A 15,964-nucleotide genomic window follows, 5' to 3' on the forward strand; every position below is an offset into this window, starting at 1 on the left:
GCTGGGGGGTGCGGCCCGGGCGGGCGGTGGTGGAATTCCTGCCGCCGATCGATCCGCAATTGCCGTCCGAGGCCTTCATGTCGGAACTGTCCGAGCAGATTGAAGAGAATTCCGACCGGTTGATGCAGGAAGCGGGATTCCAGCTATCGGAGATCAGGGCATGAACTGGCTGAAGGAAGATGATCTGGCGACGATTTACGGTACACCGGGACCGGCGTCGTTGCGGAAGGTGGCGGACCGGCTGACCCCGGAATATGCGCGTTTCATCGAGGCCGCGCGCTTCTGCGTGCTGGGGACGGTCGGGCCAGAGGGTACGGATGGCAGCCCGCGCGGCGATGATGGGCCGGTGGTGCGGGCGCTGGATGAGAAATATCTGGCCTTGCCCGACTGGCGCGGAAATGACCGGATCGATTCGCTGCGCAATATCGCCCGTGACGGACGGGTGAGCCTGATGTTCCTTGTGCGCGGCTCGGGCAATGCGATCCGGGTGAACGGTACGGCGCGGCTGACCGATGATGCCGAACTGCGCCAGAGCTTTGCGCATAACGGGAAATTGCCCCGCACCGTGATCGTGGTGCAGATCGGCGAGATCTATTTCCAATGCGCAAGGGCCGTGATCCGCTCGGGCCTGTGGGAAGATCGCGATGACAGCAAGGGGCTGCCGACACCCGGGCAGATCCTGGCGAACATGACCGGGGGCGAGGTTGGCGGCGACAGGTACGATGCCGAATGGCCGGAACGTGCCGCAAAGACCATGTGGTAAGGCGCGCAGGGACCGCGCGCCTTCCTGTGGCATTATCTCAGATCGTAGTATTTCGGTGCATGTGGCAGCGTCGGGGGAAGCCCGATGTCACGCCGCAGATGAGGGCCGAGATGATCTGTATCAGGTGGCCGCGGCCGTCTCCTCCGTGGCATCAGCAAGGCCCGGATCGTGGCCCATAAGACCGGCATCGCACCATAATGATGAATCAGGCGCTCAATGGTCGGGCGCGGCGTCAGCACGCGCGCGGGAAGTTGCGCAATCATTGCGATCTCCTTGTTCGCCCAGGCGAAGGCACAGGGCATATCTGTTTAGGGTTGTTGAGAAAAAGACATGACAAATGGTCGCGAAAAACGCGGTGAGTCAGATCATGTCAGTTCGGGATCTACCCTTGCGGGAACGAATCAGGCTTGTCGGTTGATGAACCGGTCAGCCATCACGGGAAGGGCATGTGCAAAGCGGTATATTGGCATGATCACCCCTCCTTTCGTCGTTCCTGACAATGGGTAGAAATATCGAATGTCACAAAGTGACGTGGATTTCAAGAGTTCACGGCTGCGTGAGAGGATGATTTTTCACTGTAGCGATTGCGCACCAGTTCAGCAGGGTTTCAGATGGTCAGATCCTTGCCCATGAAAACCAGATCGTGAAATTGTCCGAATTTCCAGCCCGCTGCCGGGATACGCCCCCATTCACTGTAACCCATCCGGTCATGAAAGCGGATCGAGATCACGTTGCTGGCGGTGATGCCCCCGATCATCAGCCGATGCCCTGCTGCACGGGCATGATCCTCGAGCGCATCCAGCAGCAGTTTGGCGCTGCCGCTCCCCCGGGCCTGTGGATGCAGGTTTATGGAATGCTCCATGCTTCTTGCATAACCACCCCCTGCGCGGAACTGGCTGTAAGAGGCAAAGCCGGTCACATCGCCCTCATCACTCAATGACAGAAGGAAGGGATGGCCTGCCTTCCGCCGGTCGTGGATGATGGCGGCGATTTCGGATTCGCTGCGTTGCTGTGGCCAGAAAGTGATGGCGGTGTCGCGGATGATCGGGTTCCAGATTGCCGCGATGGCCGGGGCGTCACCGGGTCCGGCATCGCGCAACCGGATCACAGAACCACCTCGCCGCGAAGCGTGGCGATGCGGGCCGTGAAGCCCGGTGCTCCGACCGAAACCCGGATGCGGGGATCGCTCAGCGGCAAGACCAGCCTTTCGGGGCATTGCACCTTCAGCCCGGTCAGACGAAACCCGTGATCGGGCAGGCGGTCTGCGGGATGCGGTCCGTTGCCCCAGTCGATCCGCATGGGAATTGTGCCGCCGCCGGGCATCTGCCCGGATTTCGGCAGAGTGATTCGCCAGCGCAGATCACCACGGTTGACTTCGGCGACAGTGGTTGCCGTCACAGCTTCAAGCGGAGACTGGCGCAGAACCCAGCCGGCGATGCATGGTGGGGCGTCAAAATCTTTCAGCCCGAACCAGCCGGGTCCCGTTATGGGGCCGGAATCCGGATCCATGGCGATCAGTTCAAGATATTCGCGGGTGCCAAGCGACAGCAGCATGTTATGCGTGCCAAGCTGCGGATGTTTGCCACCAGCCTGCAACACCGCGCCAAGCCGGTCCCGAAGCCATGCGGCGCCTTCTTCCAGATTGCGCGCGGCGATGGCGATATGATCGAATTCGAGCATGGCGTTCAGCCGCGATGCGCCCCTGCCGCCAGATCGCGCACGAAATCAAGGATCTCGGGTACCGGGCGGCCTTCGCCGATCAGTTTGACGATGGCGCTGCCGACGACGCAGCCATCGGCGACCGAGGCGACGTTTTCGGCGGCTTCGGGAGTCGAGATGCCGAAGCCCACCACCACCGGCAGATTGGCCGCTGCCTTGATCCGGGCGACTTCCGGCGCGACTTCGGCGGCATTGGCCGCGGGACCGCCGGTGATGCCCGTGACGCTGACATAGTAGACGAAACCGCTGGTATTGCGGATCACGGCCGGCAGGCGCCTGTCGTCGGTGGTGGGCGTGGCAAGGCGGATGAAGTTCAGCCCGGCGCGTGTGGCAGGCAGGCAGAGTTCGTCATCCTCTTCGGGCGGCAGATCGACGATGATCAGCCCATCGACGCCGGCGTCTTTCGCGTCGGACAGGAACCGCTCCACCCCGCCGGGACGGGCATAGATCGGGTTGTAATAACCCATCAGCACGACAGGCGTTTTGTCATCCTGTTTGCGGAACTCGTGCAGCATGTCCAGCGTGCGACTGACGCTGCCACCCGCCGCGAGTGCCCGCTGTCCCGCAGCCTGGATGGTGGCGCCGTCGGCCATTGGATCGGTGAAGGGCATGCCCAGTTCGATAATGTCCACACCGGCTCCCGGCAGGCCGCGCATGATTTCAAGCGCAGTCGCGTCATCCGGATCCGACGCCATGATATAGGTCACGAAGGCTTTTTTGCCTTGAGCCTGAAGCTGCGCGAATGTGTTGTCGATTCTGGTCATCTCGGGTCCCTGCAATCCTTCGGCTCAGAACTAGCCAACATGGGCGGGCTGCGCAATGAGAGTCAGTCTGCGGGCGCGCAGGGTGCAGGCTCCTTTCGTCGGACAGCCGTTCCGTTCGCCGGAAACCGCATGCCGATCAGCAGGCCCGCTGGTCGCAAACGCGCATTGCCTCCGACTATTCGGGCAGATGGGCTGTTGTCACTCTGCCTCGACCACCAGCATCCAGCTTGCCCCGAAACGATCGGTCAGCATGGCAAAGAAACTGGCGAAGAAGGTCGGGCCGGGTTCCATCTTGACCGTGCTGCCTTCAGCCAGTTCGTCGAAGACGCGGCGGATCTCGGCTTCTGATTGCAGTGTGACCGCGATCGAGGATCCGGCCATGCGTTCGCCTCCGAATTGCCGGGGGGTATCGCTTCCCAGCAATCTGCCGCCGTCCGGCAGGGTCAGTTGGGCATGCAGGATCCAGCCCGCCTGATCGGGTTCGAGTTCCGGCATTCCGGTGGCCTCGGGCATTTCGTCGAAACGGTTGATCTGCAACTCGCCTCCGAACACTCGGGCATAGGTTTCGAACGCCTCGTGGCATTCGCCCTGAAAGGACAGATATGGAATGAAATTCACGACTCCTCCTTTGCTCCCGCGGGGTGGACTTGTGGCGGGCCTCGCCCTAAGTATCCGCGAAATTCAAGGAGTGAGCAAATGGGCTTTCGCATGGGGATCGTGGGGCTGCCGAATGTCGGCAAATCCACGCTGTTCAACGCGCTGACGAAAACGGCTGCCGCGCAGGCCGCGAATTTCCCCTTCTGCACGATCGAGCCGAATGTGGGCGAGGTCGCCGTGCCCGATCCGCGGCTGGAGAAGCTGGCCGGTATCGCAGGCAGCAAACAGATCATCCCGACGCGGATCACATTCGTTGATATCGCCGGGCTGGTGAAGGGCGCCAGCAAGGGCGAGGGGCTGGGGAACCAGTTCCTTGCCAATATCCGCGAGGTGGATGCGATCGCCCATGTGCTGCGCTGTTTCGAAGACGGAGACGTCACCCATGTCGAGGGCCGGGTCGATCCCCTCAGCGATGCCGAGGTGATCGAAACCGAGCTGATGATCGCCGATATGGAATCCATCGAACGCCGCATGGCCAACCTGACTCGCAAGCTGAAGGGCGGTGACAAGGAAGCCGTCGCGCAGGAGCGTCTTCTGAAACAGGCGCTTGCTGCGCTTGAAACCGGCAAGCCCGCCCGTAGCGTCGAAGTGACGGAAGATGACCGCAAGGCATGGGACATGTTGCAGCTTCTGACAGCGAAGCCGGTGCTTTACGTCTGTAATGTGGCCGAGGATGAAGCCGCGTCAGGGAATGAATGGTCCGCGAAAGTCGCACATATGGCGGCAGAGCAGGGGGCGGGGCATGTGGTGATCTCGGCCCGTATCGAGGAAGAGATCAGCCAGCTCGATGCCGACGAGGCCCAGATGTTCCTGGGTGAGATGGGGTTGGATGAGGCCGGGCTGGATCGCCTGATCCGGGCCGGTTACGATCTGCTGGGATTGCAGACCTATTTCACGGTCGGCCCGAAAGAGGCGCGGGCATGGACGATTCGCAAGGGTACCTTGGCCCCGCAGGCCGCCGCAGTCATTCACGGCGATTTCGAGAAGGGCTTCATCCGGGCCGAAACCATTGCCTATGATGATTACATTTCCGGAAATGGCGAAGCTGGCGCACGAGAAGCCGGAAAACTGCGCGTCGAAGGCAAGAGCTACGAGGTCAAGGACGGCGATGTGCTGCATTTCCTGTTCAATGCCTGAGCGGATGGGAATGACGTGAAGGGAATGGGATTGCGGATGGCGTGACCCGCAGATAGCCTTGTGAGGGGACTTTGCCCTGCTCGTCGCTGCGCTTCTCGTGAAGAAGGGACGGGTTTTCAGGACAAGGCAGGATTGGAGACGCGAATGAGTTGCGCCTGTGGACATCATCATCCGAAACCGGTCCGGGGCGGGGATGGCGCGGCTATTTCGCTGGCCCGGCCGATGATCGCCTTGACCGGCCGCCTGATTTGCCATGATACCGCGCAGATGATGACGGCGCTTTCGCTGCTGCCGGAACATGTCCGGCTAAGCCGGGCAGAGCCGGGCTGCCTGCGTTTCGATATCTGGCAGGATGAGGATCCGATGATCTGGCATCTGTCCGAATTATTCGCGGATGCCGACGCTTTCGCAGCGCATCAGCAACGCGCCGGCAGCAGCGACTGGGGCCTGCAAAGCCACGAGATCGAGCGTGATTTCGCAAAGCGCGAGATTTCGCCTGTCCTGCGCGAAGAACAGCCGTCGGATATAGACAGCATCGACAGCTTGCTGCGCGAGGCTTTCGGCGGTTCTGACGAGGCCCGGTTGGTTGCCGAGTTGCGGGGGCAGGGTGATCTGCAATTCTCACTGGTCGCTGAGGCGGTAGGAACGGTGGTCGGCCATCTGGGGCTTTCTCCGCTGACAGGGGATATTGCGGGTCTTGCGCTTGCCCCGGTAGCTGTCAATCCGAAGCTGCAGCGCCGCGGGATCGGTGCCGCGATGATCCACCACGCCCTTTCCCATGCAGGTCAGACTCCGGTGGTCGTGCTGGGGGATCCTGAATATTACAAAGCCTTCGGATTTGCTTCGGCAGAGCTGAATTCGCCTTATGCCGGGCCATATCTGCAAGCGCATGGCGAGATTGCCCCCCACAGCAATATCCGGCATGCCCGGGCCTTCGGGCAGCTATAATCAGCCAAACGGATGATCGCTGTGGAAAAATTAGTTAACATTTTGCTTGTAGCTTAGTATGAGGCTGTTATCGAGTGATAAGGTAATGTGTTTTCCTGCGCTGCCAATGAATTGGGCCGCAATCCTTTGCCAAGCGTCCCCGCGTGAGGCATAACCGCTGTTCTGGGAGGTAACATGATCCGGTCCGAGCTGATTCAGAAGATCTCAGACGAAAACCCGCATTTGTTTCGACGCGATGTCGAAAAAATCGTCAGTACCGTCTTTGACGAGATCATTGATGCCATGGCGCGGGGCGATCGGGTCGAATTGCGTGGTTTCGGGGCGTTTTCGGTCAAGAAGCGCGATGCGCGCACCGGCCGCAACCCGCGCACAGGCGAATCCGTCGAGGTCGAAGAAAAGCATGTGCCGTTCTTCAAGACCGGCAAGCTCTTGCGCGACAGGTTGAACGACAACGCCTGATCGTTCTAGAAAGGCGAAGAAGGAATGGCGCAGACAGCCCTGCGCCAGACAAGAGGTTCCAGATGCGCTTTCTTCGCCTGCTGTTCATCGTTCTGCTCGCCATCGTTCTGGTGGCAGTCGCCCTTGCCAACCGGGACATGGTCACGCTGAACGCGTTCCCTGCCAATCTGGGCACATTCCTGGGTGTTAAATCCTCGATTGAACTGCCGCTGTTCCTGGTGATCTTCGTTGCCGTGGCCTTTGGCATGCTTGCAGGTCTGGTGTGGGAATATCTGCGCGAAGCCAGCATCCGACGCGAGGTCCGCAACCGCAGCGCTCAGGTAAGCAGGCTGGAAGGGGAAGTCGACAGTTTGCGTGACCGTCACGCCAATCCGCGCGACGAGGTTCTTGCGATCGTGGACCGGCCGAAGGAAAGCGGAACATCTCAGGCGCCCCGTCCGGCCCTGCCGGCTGCCTCGCCGGCAACCGGTACGACCCTGCCAGCGGCAAGATAGACCCGGATGGCTCAGGTCAAGATATGTGGCCTGCGCGAGCAGGCTCATGTGGCTGTCGCGCTTGATGCGGGTGCGCGTTATCTTGGATTCGTCTTTTTTCCGAAATCTCCGCGCGCCGTTTCGGCAGTGCAAGCGGCAGAGCTGGCCTCTCAGGTGCCCGCCGGGATCGCGCGTGTCGGCCTGTTCGTGGATCCCGATGACGCATTGCTTCAGACCGTGCTGAACGAGGCGCCGCTGGATCTGATCCAGCTTCATGGCGACGAGTCCCCGCAGCGGGTGGCAGAGGTCAAATCGCGATTCGGTCTGCCGGTGATGAAAGCAGTCGGGATCGCGACGCCCGAGGATATGTCGGCGCTGACCGATTACGGTCTGGTGGCGGATATGCTGCTGGTCGATGCCAAGCCGGCCGGGGACGCGATTTTGCCGGGCGGGAACGGGCTGGCCTTTGATTGGCGCCTGCTGGCTGGTCGCCACTGGCTGAAGCCCTGGATGCTGGCCGGCGGCCTTACGCCCGGAAACGTTGCCGAAGCTGTCCGCCTGACCAAAGCGCCCTGCGTCGATGTATCCTCCGGTGTCGAATCGGCGCGCGGGCAGAAGGATGCCGGGTTGATCCGCGATTTTATCGCCGCTGCAGAAGGTTGATGTCATGATCCAGTTTCGTCTCGCCCGGCGCGAAGATGTGCCGGAAGTTGTTGCGCTGCTGGCGGATGACATGCTTGGCCGCGACCGCGAAATCGCCGGGCTTCCAAGCTACCTTGCCGCTTTCGACGCCATGCAGGACGAGGGGAGCAATCATCTGATCGTAGGTGAAGATGATGATCTGATCGTTGCCTGCTATCAGCTGACCTTCATCTCGGGCCTGTCGCTTTCGGCTGCCCGCCGCGCCCAGATCGAAGCTGTGCGGGTGGCCGCCTCCTGCCGTGGCCGGAAGATCGGCGAGGCCATGATCGATGATGCCGGGCGGCGCGCCCGCGACGCAGGCTGCACGCTCCTTCAGTTCACCACGAATAAAGACCGCAATGACGCACATCGATTCTATGACCGCATGGGCTTCACGGCCAGCCATATCGGTTATAAGAAACCTCTCTAAGCTTCTTCTTTGTCCAAATACCTTTTCAACCGCGAAGGCGCACCCAATGCCCGATGATCTGGTGAACAGCTTCAGGAACGGACCCGATGAACAGGGCCGTTTCGGTATCTATGGCGGCCGTTTCGTCAGCGAGACGCTGATGCCTCTGATCTTCGATCTCGAAGCGGAATATGAGCGCGCCAAGACGGATTCGGCATTCTGGGCCGAGATGGACGATCTTTGGACCCATTATGTCGGCCGCCCCTCACCGCTTTATTTCGCCGAGCGGCTGACCGCGCGTCTGGGCGGGGCAAAGATTTACCTGAAACGCGATGAGTTGAACCATACCGGCGCGCATAAGATCAACAATGTGTTGGGCCAGATCCTGCTGGCGCGGCGCATGGGCAAGACCCGGATCATTGCCGAGACCGGGGCCGGTCAGCATGGCGTGGCGACGGCGACGGTCTGCGCGCGTTTCGGGCTGAAATGCGTGGTCTATATGGGCGCCCATGACGTCGAGCGGCAAGCGCCCAACGTGTTCCGCATGCGCCTTTTGGGGGCCGAGGTCGTGCCGGTGACCTCGGGTCGTGGCACGCTCAAGGATGCCATGAACGATGCGCTGCGCGATTGGGTCACGAATGTGCGCGACACGTTTTATTGCATCGGCACCGTGGCGGGGCCGCATCCCTATCCGGCGATGGTCCGCGATTTCCAGTCGATCATCGGCAAGGAAGCGCGTGAACAGATCCTGTCCCGCGAGGGCAGGCTGCCCGATACGATCATTGCCGCAATCGGAGGCGGCTCGAACGCCATGGGATTGTTCTTCCCTTTCCTCGATGACAAAAGCGTCGGCATTATCGGTGTCGAGGCCGGCGGCAAGGGCGTCGATGACCGGATGGAGCATTGCGCCTCGTTATCGGGCGGCCGGGCCGGTGTGCTGCATGGCAACCGCACCTATCTGCTGCAGGATGAAGACGGGCAGATCCTTGAAGGATACTCGATCAGTGCGGGGCTGGATTATCCCGGCATCGGACCCGAACATGCCTGGCTCAAGGATGTGGGGCGAGCCGAATATGTCAGCATCACCGATAAGGAGGCGCTTGAGGCGTTCCAGTTCTGCTGTGAAAACGAGGGCATCATTCCGGCGCTCGAACCCTGTCACGCGCTGGCTCATGTAATGAAAATCGCTCCGGATTTGCCCGCCGATCATCTGATTGTCATGAATATGTGCGGGCGCGGTGACAAGGATATCTTCACCGTTGCCAAGCATCTGGGCTTTGATATCCAGACCTGATCCTGTTTCGGTGATTTGCCTGTCAAAATATTGAAATAAGCTAGTTAATTTGGTTCGCGCATGATCTTGAGGATGATGCGCTATCAGAGCCTGATCCTCAAAGCTCTATGAACGGCGCCGGCGGTTTTACCTGCCGGCGCAGAGCAAGGTTGTTCATCGATGGGGTTTTCAAGCGCCGCCAGAACTGTCGCCCGAATCCGATCCGCCGTCTGAACCCGATCCACCGCCTGAATCGGAACCATCACCCGAATCAGAACCGTTGCCGGAATCAGAGCCATCACCGGAATCGCTGTCACTGCCATCCGAGGAATCTCCCGAATCCGACCCGTCATCCGAAGAGCCATCGTCGTTTGTGCCATCGTCGCCGCCGGTATCCGCCGAGCCATCGTCAGAAGCGCCGTCATCCGAACTACCGTCGTCTCCGGTGCCATCATCGGATGCTCCGTCATCCGGCGTACCATCATCCGGGCTGTCATCATCAGGAGTGCCGTCGTCATCGACATCCTCGCCGGGTTCAGCCGGATCCGTGGCATCGGCGGTCGAGGTGCCCAAGCTGCCGCTTCCCGATTCATCGACCGTTGTCGGATTCAGTTCCTGCCCGTCGACCGACACCAGAGTGCCGTTCGAGACGTTGTAAACCAGTTCCACCGGCTGTCCGTCGCGCATGGCGGTAACCGTCATGATCGCGGCTTTGCGCAGAATATGAATGTCCGTGAACCCCTGTGAGATCAGGGTATCGATGACGGCATCGTTATTATCCAGTTGTTCTGGAATAGGGAATTCGCTGTCGCGAACCGCGCCGGCATTGGGCTCGGAGGTTTTGGCGGCCTCGGGAACGATTGCCTCGTTATCCGTGGAACCCTGTGCGAGTGTAGTGCTGCCCAGCAGGACAGTCAGAACAGCGGCCTTCCCGGCCGTGGTGATAAGCCATTTGGTATCGTTAAGCATGTGTGCCTCCATTCTTGGCTTCGGCGACACAACGCATTGATGCGTGAGAAGTTCAGATCTCTGGCTGTGGATGGCCCGGCAAGCGTAAATCCGCCAGAATCGGTAGAACCTGTCCTGCACGCCTTTGCCGGCTTAGCGGCGCAGCAGGATCAGGTCCATCCGCGATTCCAGATAAGGATCGGGAAACAGGATTCGCGCGTGATCCGGCGCGGTCATTTCGACCACCCCGATTTCCGGCATGAGTTGCGGGGTCGTCTGCGTATCGACCTGTTCCGGCAAGTCGGCATAGGGCACAGGAGTTTCGCCACTGACAAAGCCGGTTCCCAGATATACCAGCCTTTCGCCATCGAGATGCAGTTTCCCCCGGCTGCGCTGCGATCCGCTCAGTTTTTCGAATTCCCCGTTCTCGGACACGAGGCAGCGGAATTCCTGATAAACCACCAGCGGCAGGTTCTTTCCGAGTTTGATCGTTCTGCAGGACCATTCGCCGGGCAGGGCGGCCAAGGCATCTTCCGGCGAGAGTGGTGCCCCCGCAAGCGCTTTGGTCAGTTCAGCGATATCCTCGGGCGCGCCACCCGCAAAGGCTTGCCGCAATGCGGCCCCGGCGCTGGCATCCAGTTCTTGCAGCCGTCTGGCATCATCTGCGCGGATTTCGGTCATATCCGCCAGATGGGGCTGATCCGCCGGAGATTCCTGTGCCGTGGCGGGGAGAGCGGTCAGGCTGCATAGAAATGTGGCGATTATCGCGTTAAGTCCGGGTATCGAGAGCATGATTTTGCAGGAGCTCCAGGGGAACAATTTCAGTGGCTCGGGCATGGGTTGCTTCCAGCACCACTTTCGGGGCGGCAAATTCCTGCGCCGCTTGCAGAAACCGGGCGGCGCAAAGGCACCAGCGATCCCCCGGCTTCAGGCCGGGAAAATGGAATTCCGGGCGCGGCGTGCTGAGATCGTTTCCCAGATATTTCGACAATGCGAGAAATTCGGCATTGACGATCACGCAAACCGTGTGGCTGCCACGATCTTCTGCGCCGGTATTGCAGCAGCCATCGCGGTAAAACCCGGTCATCGGACTGGTCGAGCAGGGCTGTAATGCTCCGCCCAGGACATTCAACGATGGCTCCATCGGCGCCTCTCTTTCCTGTGTCAGGTTAGCCCGGACCTTATCCAGCGCCAAGCCCCGATGGTTCACAAAGCCTCATGACCGCGGGCAGGATCATTTGAAGCGATCCGCCAGCGCCCGCAGACGATCGGCAAAGCCAAGCGGTTCTTCAGGTTTCCTGGACGGATCGGGTTTGGCGGGGGCGACGCGGGGTGGTGCCGTTCCGACCGGATTTCCGCCATTCCGCGCGGGGGCGACCCTGTTGGCCACTGCATTCTGAAACCGGCCGCCATCGCCGGCCGCCAATGCCGCCGCGCCCTCGGAAATGCCCCGTAAAAGATCGTCCAGCCAGTCCTGATCGGCTTTGGCGAAATCGGACAGCACATATTGCGCCACCCGATCCTTGTGTCCCGGATGTCCGATCCCCAGCCGGACCCGATGATATTCCGGGCCGATATGCTGATGGATCGAGCGCAGGCCGTTGTGACCGGCATGTCCCCCGCCCTGTTTCAGGCGGCATTTCCCGGGAGCAAGATCCAACTCGTCATGCAGGACGATGATATCTTCGGGTGTCAGCTTCAGATAGCGCATCGCCTCGCCGACCGACTGGCCCGACAGATTCATGAAGGTCTGCGGTTTCAGCAGCAGGACCCTGTCATCGCCAAGGCGGCCTTCGGCCGTCTGCCCCTGAAACCGCGATTTCCACGGCCCCAGCCCGTGATCCCCGGCGATGCGATCCACGGCCATAAAGCCGATATTGTGACGGTTATCCCGATATTTCGCGCCCGGATTTCCAAGGCCCACGATCAGTTTCATGCTCGTCTCCTGCCGTGCGGTCCAAAGATGTCACGGCCGATTTTCGTTCAATCCCTTGCGGCGGACCTTGCCCGTTACTAAGACTCTGTCAACCTTTCGCGGCTAAGACGGGGTGGAATACCCGGTCGAATCGTGGGAAATGGGGCTATCAGGCAAGGAACAACGATGAGCGATCCGGCAGAATTCTACATGAACACCCTCGTTCCCATGGTGGTGGAGCAGACGTCCCGCGGGGAACGGGCCTATGATATCTTTTCGCGCCTGCTGAAGGAACGAATCATTTTCGTGTCCGGACCGGTGCATGACGGAATGTCCACGCTGATCTGCGCGCAGCTTCTGTTCCTTGAGGCTGAAAATCCGTCCAAGGATATCAGCATGTATATCAACAGCCCCGGTGGCGTGGTGACCTCTGGCCTGTCGATCTACGACACCATGCAATATATCCGCCCCCGCGTCTCGACGCTGGTCGTGGGGCAGGCGGCATCGATGGGATCGCTGCTGCTGGCCGCCGGAGAGCCGGGGCTGCGCTATTCGCTGCCCAACAGCCGGATCATGGTGCATCAGCCCTCGGGCGGCTATCAGGGGCAGGCGACCGATATCCTGATTCACGCACGGGAAACCGAGAAGCTGAAGCGCCGTCTGAATGAAATCTATGTGAAGCATACCGGAAAATCGCTTGAAGACGTCGAAGAAGCATTGGAACGTGACCGTTTCATGGCTCCGGAAGAGGCCCGGGACTGGGGTCTGATCGATGAAGTTCTGGAACCACGCGGCAAAGCCGAGGCCGAGAAGAAATAAGGCTGGGGGGATTGTGACGGAAGCGCGTCACCCCTAACATGTGGGGAAAGCGTTGTGTCCCGGCCGATGGGTCGGGATGGCGGATTTGAATGGCGATGACCGGAATTGGTTCGGCGTCGCCAGCCGCGTCGGGAGGGCGTTGGCTATATTGAAGGAATTGGACGATGGCTAACCAGTCCGGCTCAGACAGCAAGAACACGCTTTACTGCAGCTTTTGCGGTAAAAGCCAGCATGAGGTTCGCAAGCTGATTGCAGGACCGACAGTATTCATCTGCGATGAATGCGTCGAGCTTTGCATGGATATCATCCGCGAGGAAACCAAGTCGACCGGGCTGAAATCCGATAATGGCGTGCCGACGCCCAAGGAAATCTGTCAGGTTCTGGACGATTACGTCATCGGTCAGGAACATGCCAAGCGTGTCCTGTCGGTCGCGGTGCATAACCATTACAAGCGGCTGAATAACGGCGCAAAATCCGATATCGAGCTGGCGAAGTCGAATATCCTGCTGATTGGTCCTACGGGATGCGGCAAGACGCTGCTGGCGCAGACGCTGGCACGCATTCTTGACGTGCCGTTCACCATGGCCGATGCGACGACGCTGACCGAGGCGGGATATGTCGGCGAGGATGTCGAGAATATTATCCTTAAGCTGTTGCAGGCCAGCGAATACAATGTTGAGCGGGCGCAGTCCGGCATCGTCTATATCGATGAGGTCGACAAGATCACGCGCAAATCCGACAATCCTTCGATTACCCGCGATGTCTCGGGCGAGGGGGTGCAGCAGGCGCTTTTGAAGATCATGGAGGGCACGGTCGCCAGCGTGCCGCCGCAAGGTGGCCGCAAACATCCGCAGCAGGAATTCCTGCAGGTGGATACGACGAATATCCTGTTCATCTGCGGTGGCGCATTTGCCGGGCTTGATCGGATCATCTCGCAGCGCAACAAGGGCAGCGCCATGGGCTTTGGCGCCGAGGTCAAGGAAAACGACGACCGCGGCGTGGGTGAGCTGTTCAAGGATCTGGAACCTGAAGACTTGCTGAAATTCGGACTTATTCCGGAATTCGTCGGTCGTCTGCCGGTGATCGCGACCTTGACCGATCTGGACGAGGAAGCCCTGATCATCATCCTGACCAAGCCCAAGAACGCTTTGGTCAAGCAGTATCAACGGCTGTTCGATCTGGAAAACGTGCAACTGACCTTTACCGACGACGCCCTGAGCGCGATCGCCAAGCGCGCGATCAAGCGCAAGACCGGCGCGCGTGGATTGCGCTCGATCATGGAAGATATTCTTCTGGATACCATGTTCGACCTGCCTGGCATGGATAGCGTTTCGGAGGTCGTGGTGAATGAGGACGCGGTCGAGAATGCATCGGCCAAGCCTTTGCTGATTCACGCCGAAAACAAGAAAGAGAGTGCCTCGGCCGGATGAGCGGGGTGCTTGGGCATCGGGGGCTGTCTGCCCCCGACCCGACCTTTGGTCGGATTCCCCGAGGATATTTGAGTGAAGATGAAGGCCGGGCCGCCGATTATACGCTGCGGGGTCTGGATCTTCGTGGCGAGTTCCGCCATATCATTGACGAACCCGAGTTATGAGGTCTGCGCCCATGTCGTTTCTGCTTCGTGCCCTGACCTGGTGGAACAGCCAGACGATCAATACCCAGTTCTGGACCTGGCGTAACGGAACCAAGGTGGGCGAGGATGGCGAAGGCAATCTGTTCTATCAGAACAGGGATGGCAGCCGTCGTTGGGTGATCTTTAACGGTGAAGCCCAGGCAAGCCGGGTCAGCCCCGAATGGCATGGCTGGCTGCATCATACCTGGGCCGAGCCGCCGACCGAGGCTCCTTTGCCGCATAAGCCCTGGGAACAACCGCATCTGGCGAATATGACCGGGACCGAGGAAGCCTATTATCCGGAAGGGTCGCTTCAACGTCCCGAGCCGGTGGCGCGCCGCGATTACGATGCCTGGCAGCCGGAATAGATGTCTGTCAGACGGCTGACACGGGCCGCTACGGCACTGGTGGTATATGGCTTTGCCGCCTTGCCGCTTCTGGCGCAGGAGATTGAGGAGTCGGATCAGGATACTCCTCCCCCGGTGATACAGGAGAAGGTCGCACGTGCGAATACCGCCCTGCTGCGCGGGCTGGACAAGGTATCGGGCCGGACAACCGATCTGACGGTAGGGGTTGGTGAGGCGGTTCAGCTGGGACGGCTGGAGATACGGTTGGGGGAATGCCGGTATCCGGCCGATGACCCGAGTTCTGATGCTTATGCGCAGCTTACCATCATCGATCAGTCGGAAAATGTGACGCGGTTCAGCGGCTGGATGATCGCCTCTTCCCCGGCGCTTTCGGCGCTTGATGATGCGCGCTATGATGTCTGGGTGATTTCCTGCCAGATTTGACCGGAATCCGGTAAGGGACAGGCGCGAAAATTCGCATCTGTTCTTAAAGCGTTGGCAAGATGTTGGCGATAAACGAGGCGCGGAATGTCGCGGCCGCCCATCCGCTCCAGATGCGGTGTCAGGAATTGCGTATCGAATAATGTAAAGCCGCAGCGGGCAAGATGGCGCGATGTCCAGAGCAGCGCCATTTTCGATCCGTTGGTTCTGGCTGAAACCATCGATTCGCCAAAGAATGCCGAGCCTAAGGTGACGCCGAAGATGCCGCCTGCAAATTGATTTTCGTAACGAATTTCAATGGCATGTGCGTGTTCTGCCTGATGCAGATCATGATAGAGTCGGCGCAGTGGTGCGTTGATCCATGTTTCACGCCGATCCGCGCAGGCCGCTACGATCCGGTCGAAATCCGTGTTGAGATGCGCAGACCATCCCCCGCGTCGCAAATCGCGCAGCAGTGAACGGGAGGCGTGAATCTTGCCCACGGGCAGCACGCCCCGGACCGGTGGGTCGAACCAATGCAGATGCGGATCATCGGCGCGTTCCGCCATCGGGAAGACGCCCCGCGCGTAGCCAGACAGCAATTGCGCGGGCGTCAGCAC

21 protein-coding genes are annotated in these 15,964 nt (G+C 60.0%); 12 read left to right on the top strand and 9 right to left on the bottom strand.

What is annotated here, in order from left to right; translation table 11 throughout:
* Window positions 1–160: 160 nt before the first annotated feature.
* Entirely contained in the window at window positions 161–763 is a 603-nt protein-coding gene (locus D3P04_RS10870) for a pyridoxamine 5'-phosphate oxidase family protein (protein WP_119748752.1), read from the top strand.
* Window positions 764–1,370: 607 nt separating this feature from the next.
* Here D3P04_RS10870 and D3P04_RS10880 read toward each other — a convergent pair.
* The 4 genes from D3P04_RS10880 to D3P04_RS10895 all read right to left on the bottom strand — a co-directional run bounded on the left by D3P04_RS10880 (window position 1,371) and on the right by D3P04_RS10895 (window position 3,864).
* Window positions 1,371–1,871 (bottom strand): GNAT family N-acetyltransferase, encoded by a 501-nt coding sequence (locus D3P04_RS10880; protein WP_182912811.1) that lies wholly within the window; start codon window positions 1,869–1,871, stop codon window positions 1,371–1,373.
* Complete coding sequence (locus D3P04_RS10885; RefSeq protein WP_119748758.1) at window positions 1,868–2,443, bottom strand: VOC family protein; 576 nt, start codon at window positions 2,441–2,443, stop codon at window positions 1,868–1,870. The genes D3P04_RS10880 and D3P04_RS10885 overlap by 4 nt, the downstream gene beginning before the upstream one ends.
* A 5-nt stretch (window positions 2,444–2,448) precedes the next feature.
* Window positions 2,449–3,246: a tryptophan synthase subunit alpha gene (trpA, locus tag D3P04_RS10890; protein WP_119748760.1), complete on the bottom strand. Its 798-nt coding sequence runs from the start codon at window positions 3,244–3,246 to the stop codon at window positions 2,449–2,451.
* A 198-nt stretch (window positions 3,247–3,444) separates the two neighbouring features.
* Window positions 3,445–3,864, bottom strand: coding sequence for a VOC family protein (locus D3P04_RS10895; protein WP_182912812.1), 420 nt, complete (start codon window positions 3,862–3,864; stop codon window positions 3,445–3,447).
* Window positions 3,865–3,942: 78 nt separating this feature from the next.
* On the opposite strand from D3P04_RS10895, the gene ychF reads away from it, so the two are divergent.
* The 7 genes from ychF (at window position 3,943) to trpB (ending at window position 9,304) form a co-directional block, all read left to right on the top strand.
* The gene (ychF, locus tag D3P04_RS10900; protein ID WP_119748764.1) at window positions 3,943–5,040 is read left to right on the top strand and encodes a redox-regulated ATPase YchF; all 1,098 of its coding nucleotides are present in this window, start codon (window positions 3,943–3,945) and stop codon (window positions 5,038–5,040) included.
* A gap of 144 nt (window positions 5,041–5,184) precedes the next feature.
* On the top strand, window positions 5,185–5,988 hold the full coding sequence (locus D3P04_RS10905; protein WP_119748766.1) for a GNAT family N-acetyltransferase: 804 nt from the start codon (window positions 5,185–5,187) through the stop codon (window positions 5,986–5,988).
* Window positions 5,989–6,150: 162 nt separating this feature from the next.
* A complete protein-coding gene (ihfB, locus tag D3P04_RS10910) occupies window positions 6,151–6,447 on the top strand; it encodes an integration host factor subunit beta (protein WP_269902627.1) in 297 nt (98 codons plus the stop codon).
* Window positions 6,448–6,509: 62 nt separating this feature from the next.
* Window positions 6,510–6,941: a LapA family protein gene (locus tag D3P04_RS10915; RefSeq protein WP_119748770.1), complete on the top strand. Its 432-nt coding sequence runs from the start codon at window positions 6,510–6,512 to the stop codon at window positions 6,939–6,941.
* A gap of 6 nt (window positions 6,942–6,947) precedes the next feature.
* Entirely contained in the window at window positions 6,948–7,583 is a 636-nt protein-coding gene (locus D3P04_RS10920) for a phosphoribosylanthranilate isomerase (protein WP_119748772.1), read from the top strand.
* A 4-nt stretch (window positions 7,584–7,587) separates the two neighbouring features.
* Window positions 7,588–8,031 (top strand): GNAT family N-acetyltransferase, encoded by a 444-nt coding sequence (locus tag D3P04_RS10925; protein ID WP_119748774.1) that lies wholly within the window; start codon window positions 7,588–7,590, stop codon window positions 8,029–8,031.
* Window positions 8,032–8,077: 46 nt separating this feature from the next.
* Complete coding sequence (gene trpB / locus D3P04_RS10930) at window positions 8,078–9,304, top strand: tryptophan synthase subunit beta (RefSeq protein ID WP_119748776.1); 1,227 nt, start codon at window positions 8,078–8,080, stop codon at window positions 9,302–9,304.
* A 168-nt stretch (window positions 9,305–9,472) separates the two neighbouring features.
* Here the strand turns inward: trpB and D3P04_RS10935 are convergent, their stop codons facing one another.
* The 4 genes from D3P04_RS10935 to pth form a co-directional block, all read right to left on the bottom strand.
* Window positions 9,473–10,252 carry a hypothetical protein gene (locus D3P04_RS10935; RefSeq protein WP_119748778.1) on the bottom strand — a complete coding sequence of 260 codons (780 nt, stop codon included), beginning with the start codon at window positions 10,250–10,252 and terminating at the stop codon, window positions 9,473–9,475.
* 132 nt (window positions 10,253–10,384) lie between these two features.
* Window positions 10,385–11,023: a DUF4893 domain-containing protein gene (locus D3P04_RS10940; protein ID WP_182912813.1), complete on the bottom strand. Its 639-nt coding sequence runs from the start codon at window positions 11,021–11,023 to the stop codon at window positions 10,385–10,387.
* On the bottom strand, window positions 11,001–11,375 hold the full coding sequence (locus D3P04_RS10945; protein WP_119748782.1) for a DUF2237 family protein: 375 nt from the start codon (window positions 11,373–11,375) through the stop codon (window positions 11,001–11,003). Before D3P04_RS10945 ends, D3P04_RS10940 begins: the two co-directional genes overlap by 23 nt.
* 90 nt (window positions 11,376–11,465) lie before the next feature.
* The gene (gene pth / locus D3P04_RS10950; RefSeq protein ID WP_119748784.1) at window positions 11,466–12,167 is read right to left on the bottom strand and encodes an aminoacyl-tRNA hydrolase; all 702 of its coding nucleotides are present in this window, start codon (window positions 12,165–12,167) and stop codon (window positions 11,466–11,468) included.
* Between the two features lie 165 nt (window positions 12,168–12,332).
* On the opposite strand from pth, the gene D3P04_RS10955 reads away from it, so the two are divergent.
* The 4 genes from D3P04_RS10955 to D3P04_RS10970 all read left to right on the top strand — a co-directional run bounded on the left by D3P04_RS10955 (window position 12,333) and on the right by D3P04_RS10970 (window position 15,368).
* Window positions 12,333–12,965: an ATP-dependent Clp protease proteolytic subunit gene (locus tag D3P04_RS10955; protein WP_119748786.1), complete on the top strand. Its 633-nt coding sequence runs from the start codon at window positions 12,333–12,335 to the stop codon at window positions 12,963–12,965.
* A 164-nt stretch (window positions 12,966–13,129) separates the two neighbouring features.
* Window positions 13,130–14,395: an ATP-dependent Clp protease ATP-binding subunit ClpX gene (gene clpX / locus D3P04_RS10960; RefSeq protein ID WP_119748788.1), complete on the top strand. Its 1,266-nt coding sequence runs from the start codon at window positions 13,130–13,132 to the stop codon at window positions 14,393–14,395.
* A gap of 175 nt (window positions 14,396–14,570) precedes the next feature.
* Window positions 14,571–14,945, top strand: coding sequence for an NADH:ubiquinone oxidoreductase subunit NDUFA12 (locus D3P04_RS10965; RefSeq protein WP_119748790.1), 375 nt, complete (start codon window positions 14,571–14,573; stop codon window positions 14,943–14,945).
* Window positions 14,946–15,368, top strand: coding sequence for a DUF2155 domain-containing protein (locus D3P04_RS10970; RefSeq protein WP_119748792.1), 423 nt, complete (start codon window positions 14,946–14,948; stop codon window positions 15,366–15,368).
* Here the strand turns inward: D3P04_RS10970 and aat are convergent.
* Window positions 15,335–15,964, bottom strand: a complete 630-nt coding sequence (gene aat / locus D3P04_RS10975; protein ID WP_119748794.1) for a leucyl/phenylalanyl-tRNA--protein transferase — start codon at window positions 15,962–15,964, stop codon at window positions 15,335–15,337. The two genes, D3P04_RS10970 and aat, sit on opposite strands and share 34 nt — an antisense overlap.

Origin of the sequence: Paracoccus onubensis, assembly GCF_003591515.1 — a bacterium.
Lineage (GTDB): Bacteria > Pseudomonadota > Alphaproteobacteria > Rhodobacterales > Rhodobacteraceae > Paracoccus > Paracoccus onubensis.

Coding starts and splice junctions, on each gene's coding strand:
- trpB (WP_119748776.1), top strand. CDS start 8,078: ATGCCCGATGATCTGGTGAACAGCTTCAGGAACGGACCCGATGAACAG.
- D3P04_RS10935 (WP_119748778.1), bottom strand. CDS start 10,252: ATGCTTAACGATACCAAATGGCTTATCACCACGGCCGGGAAGGCCGCT.
- pth (WP_119748784.1), bottom strand. CDS start 12,167: ATGAAACTGATCGTGGGCCTTGGAAATCCGGGCGCGAAATATCGGGAT.
- D3P04_RS10915 (WP_119748770.1), top strand. CDS start 6,510: ATGCGCTTTCTTCGCCTGCTGTTCATCGTTCTGCTCGCCATCGTTCTG.
- D3P04_RS10940 (WP_182912813.1), bottom strand. CDS start 11,023: ATGCTCTCGATACCCGGACTTAACGCGATAATCGCCACATTTCTATGC.
- trpA (WP_119748760.1), bottom strand. CDS start 3,246: ATGACCAGAATCGACAACACATTCGCGCAGCTTCAGGCTCAAGGCAAA.
- D3P04_RS10885 (WP_119748758.1), bottom strand. CDS start 2,443: ATGCTCGAATTCGATCATATCGCCATCGCCGCGCGCAATCTGGAAGAA.
- D3P04_RS10970 (WP_119748792.1), top strand. CDS start 14,946: ATGTCTGTCAGACGGCTGACACGGGCCGCTACGGCACTGGTGGTATAT.
- D3P04_RS10870 (WP_119748752.1), top strand. CDS start 161: ATGAACTGGCTGAAGGAAGATGATCTGGCGACGATTTACGGTACACCG.
- D3P04_RS10945 (WP_119748782.1), bottom strand. CDS start 11,375: ATGGAGCCATCGTTGAATGTCCTGGGCGGAGCATTACAGCCCTGCTCG.
- D3P04_RS10955 (WP_119748786.1), top strand. CDS start 12,333: ATGAGCGATCCGGCAGAATTCTACATGAACACCCTCGTTCCCATGGTG.
- clpX (WP_119748788.1), top strand. CDS start 13,130: ATGGCTAACCAGTCCGGCTCAGACAGCAAGAACACGCTTTACTGCAGC.
- D3P04_RS10965 (WP_119748790.1), top strand. CDS start 14,571: ATGTCGTTTCTGCTTCGTGCCCTGACCTGGTGGAACAGCCAGACGATC.
- D3P04_RS10920 (WP_119748772.1), top strand. CDS start 6,948: ATGGCTCAGGTCAAGATATGTGGCCTGCGCGAGCAGGCTCATGTGGCT.
- D3P04_RS10925 (WP_119748774.1), top strand. CDS start 7,588: ATGATCCAGTTTCGTCTCGCCCGGCGCGAAGATGTGCCGGAAGTTGTT.
- D3P04_RS10905 (WP_119748766.1), top strand. CDS start 5,185: ATGAGTTGCGCCTGTGGACATCATCATCCGAAACCGGTCCGGGGCGGG.
- ychF (WP_119748764.1), top strand. CDS start 3,943: ATGGGCTTTCGCATGGGGATCGTGGGGCTGCCGAATGTCGGCAAATCC.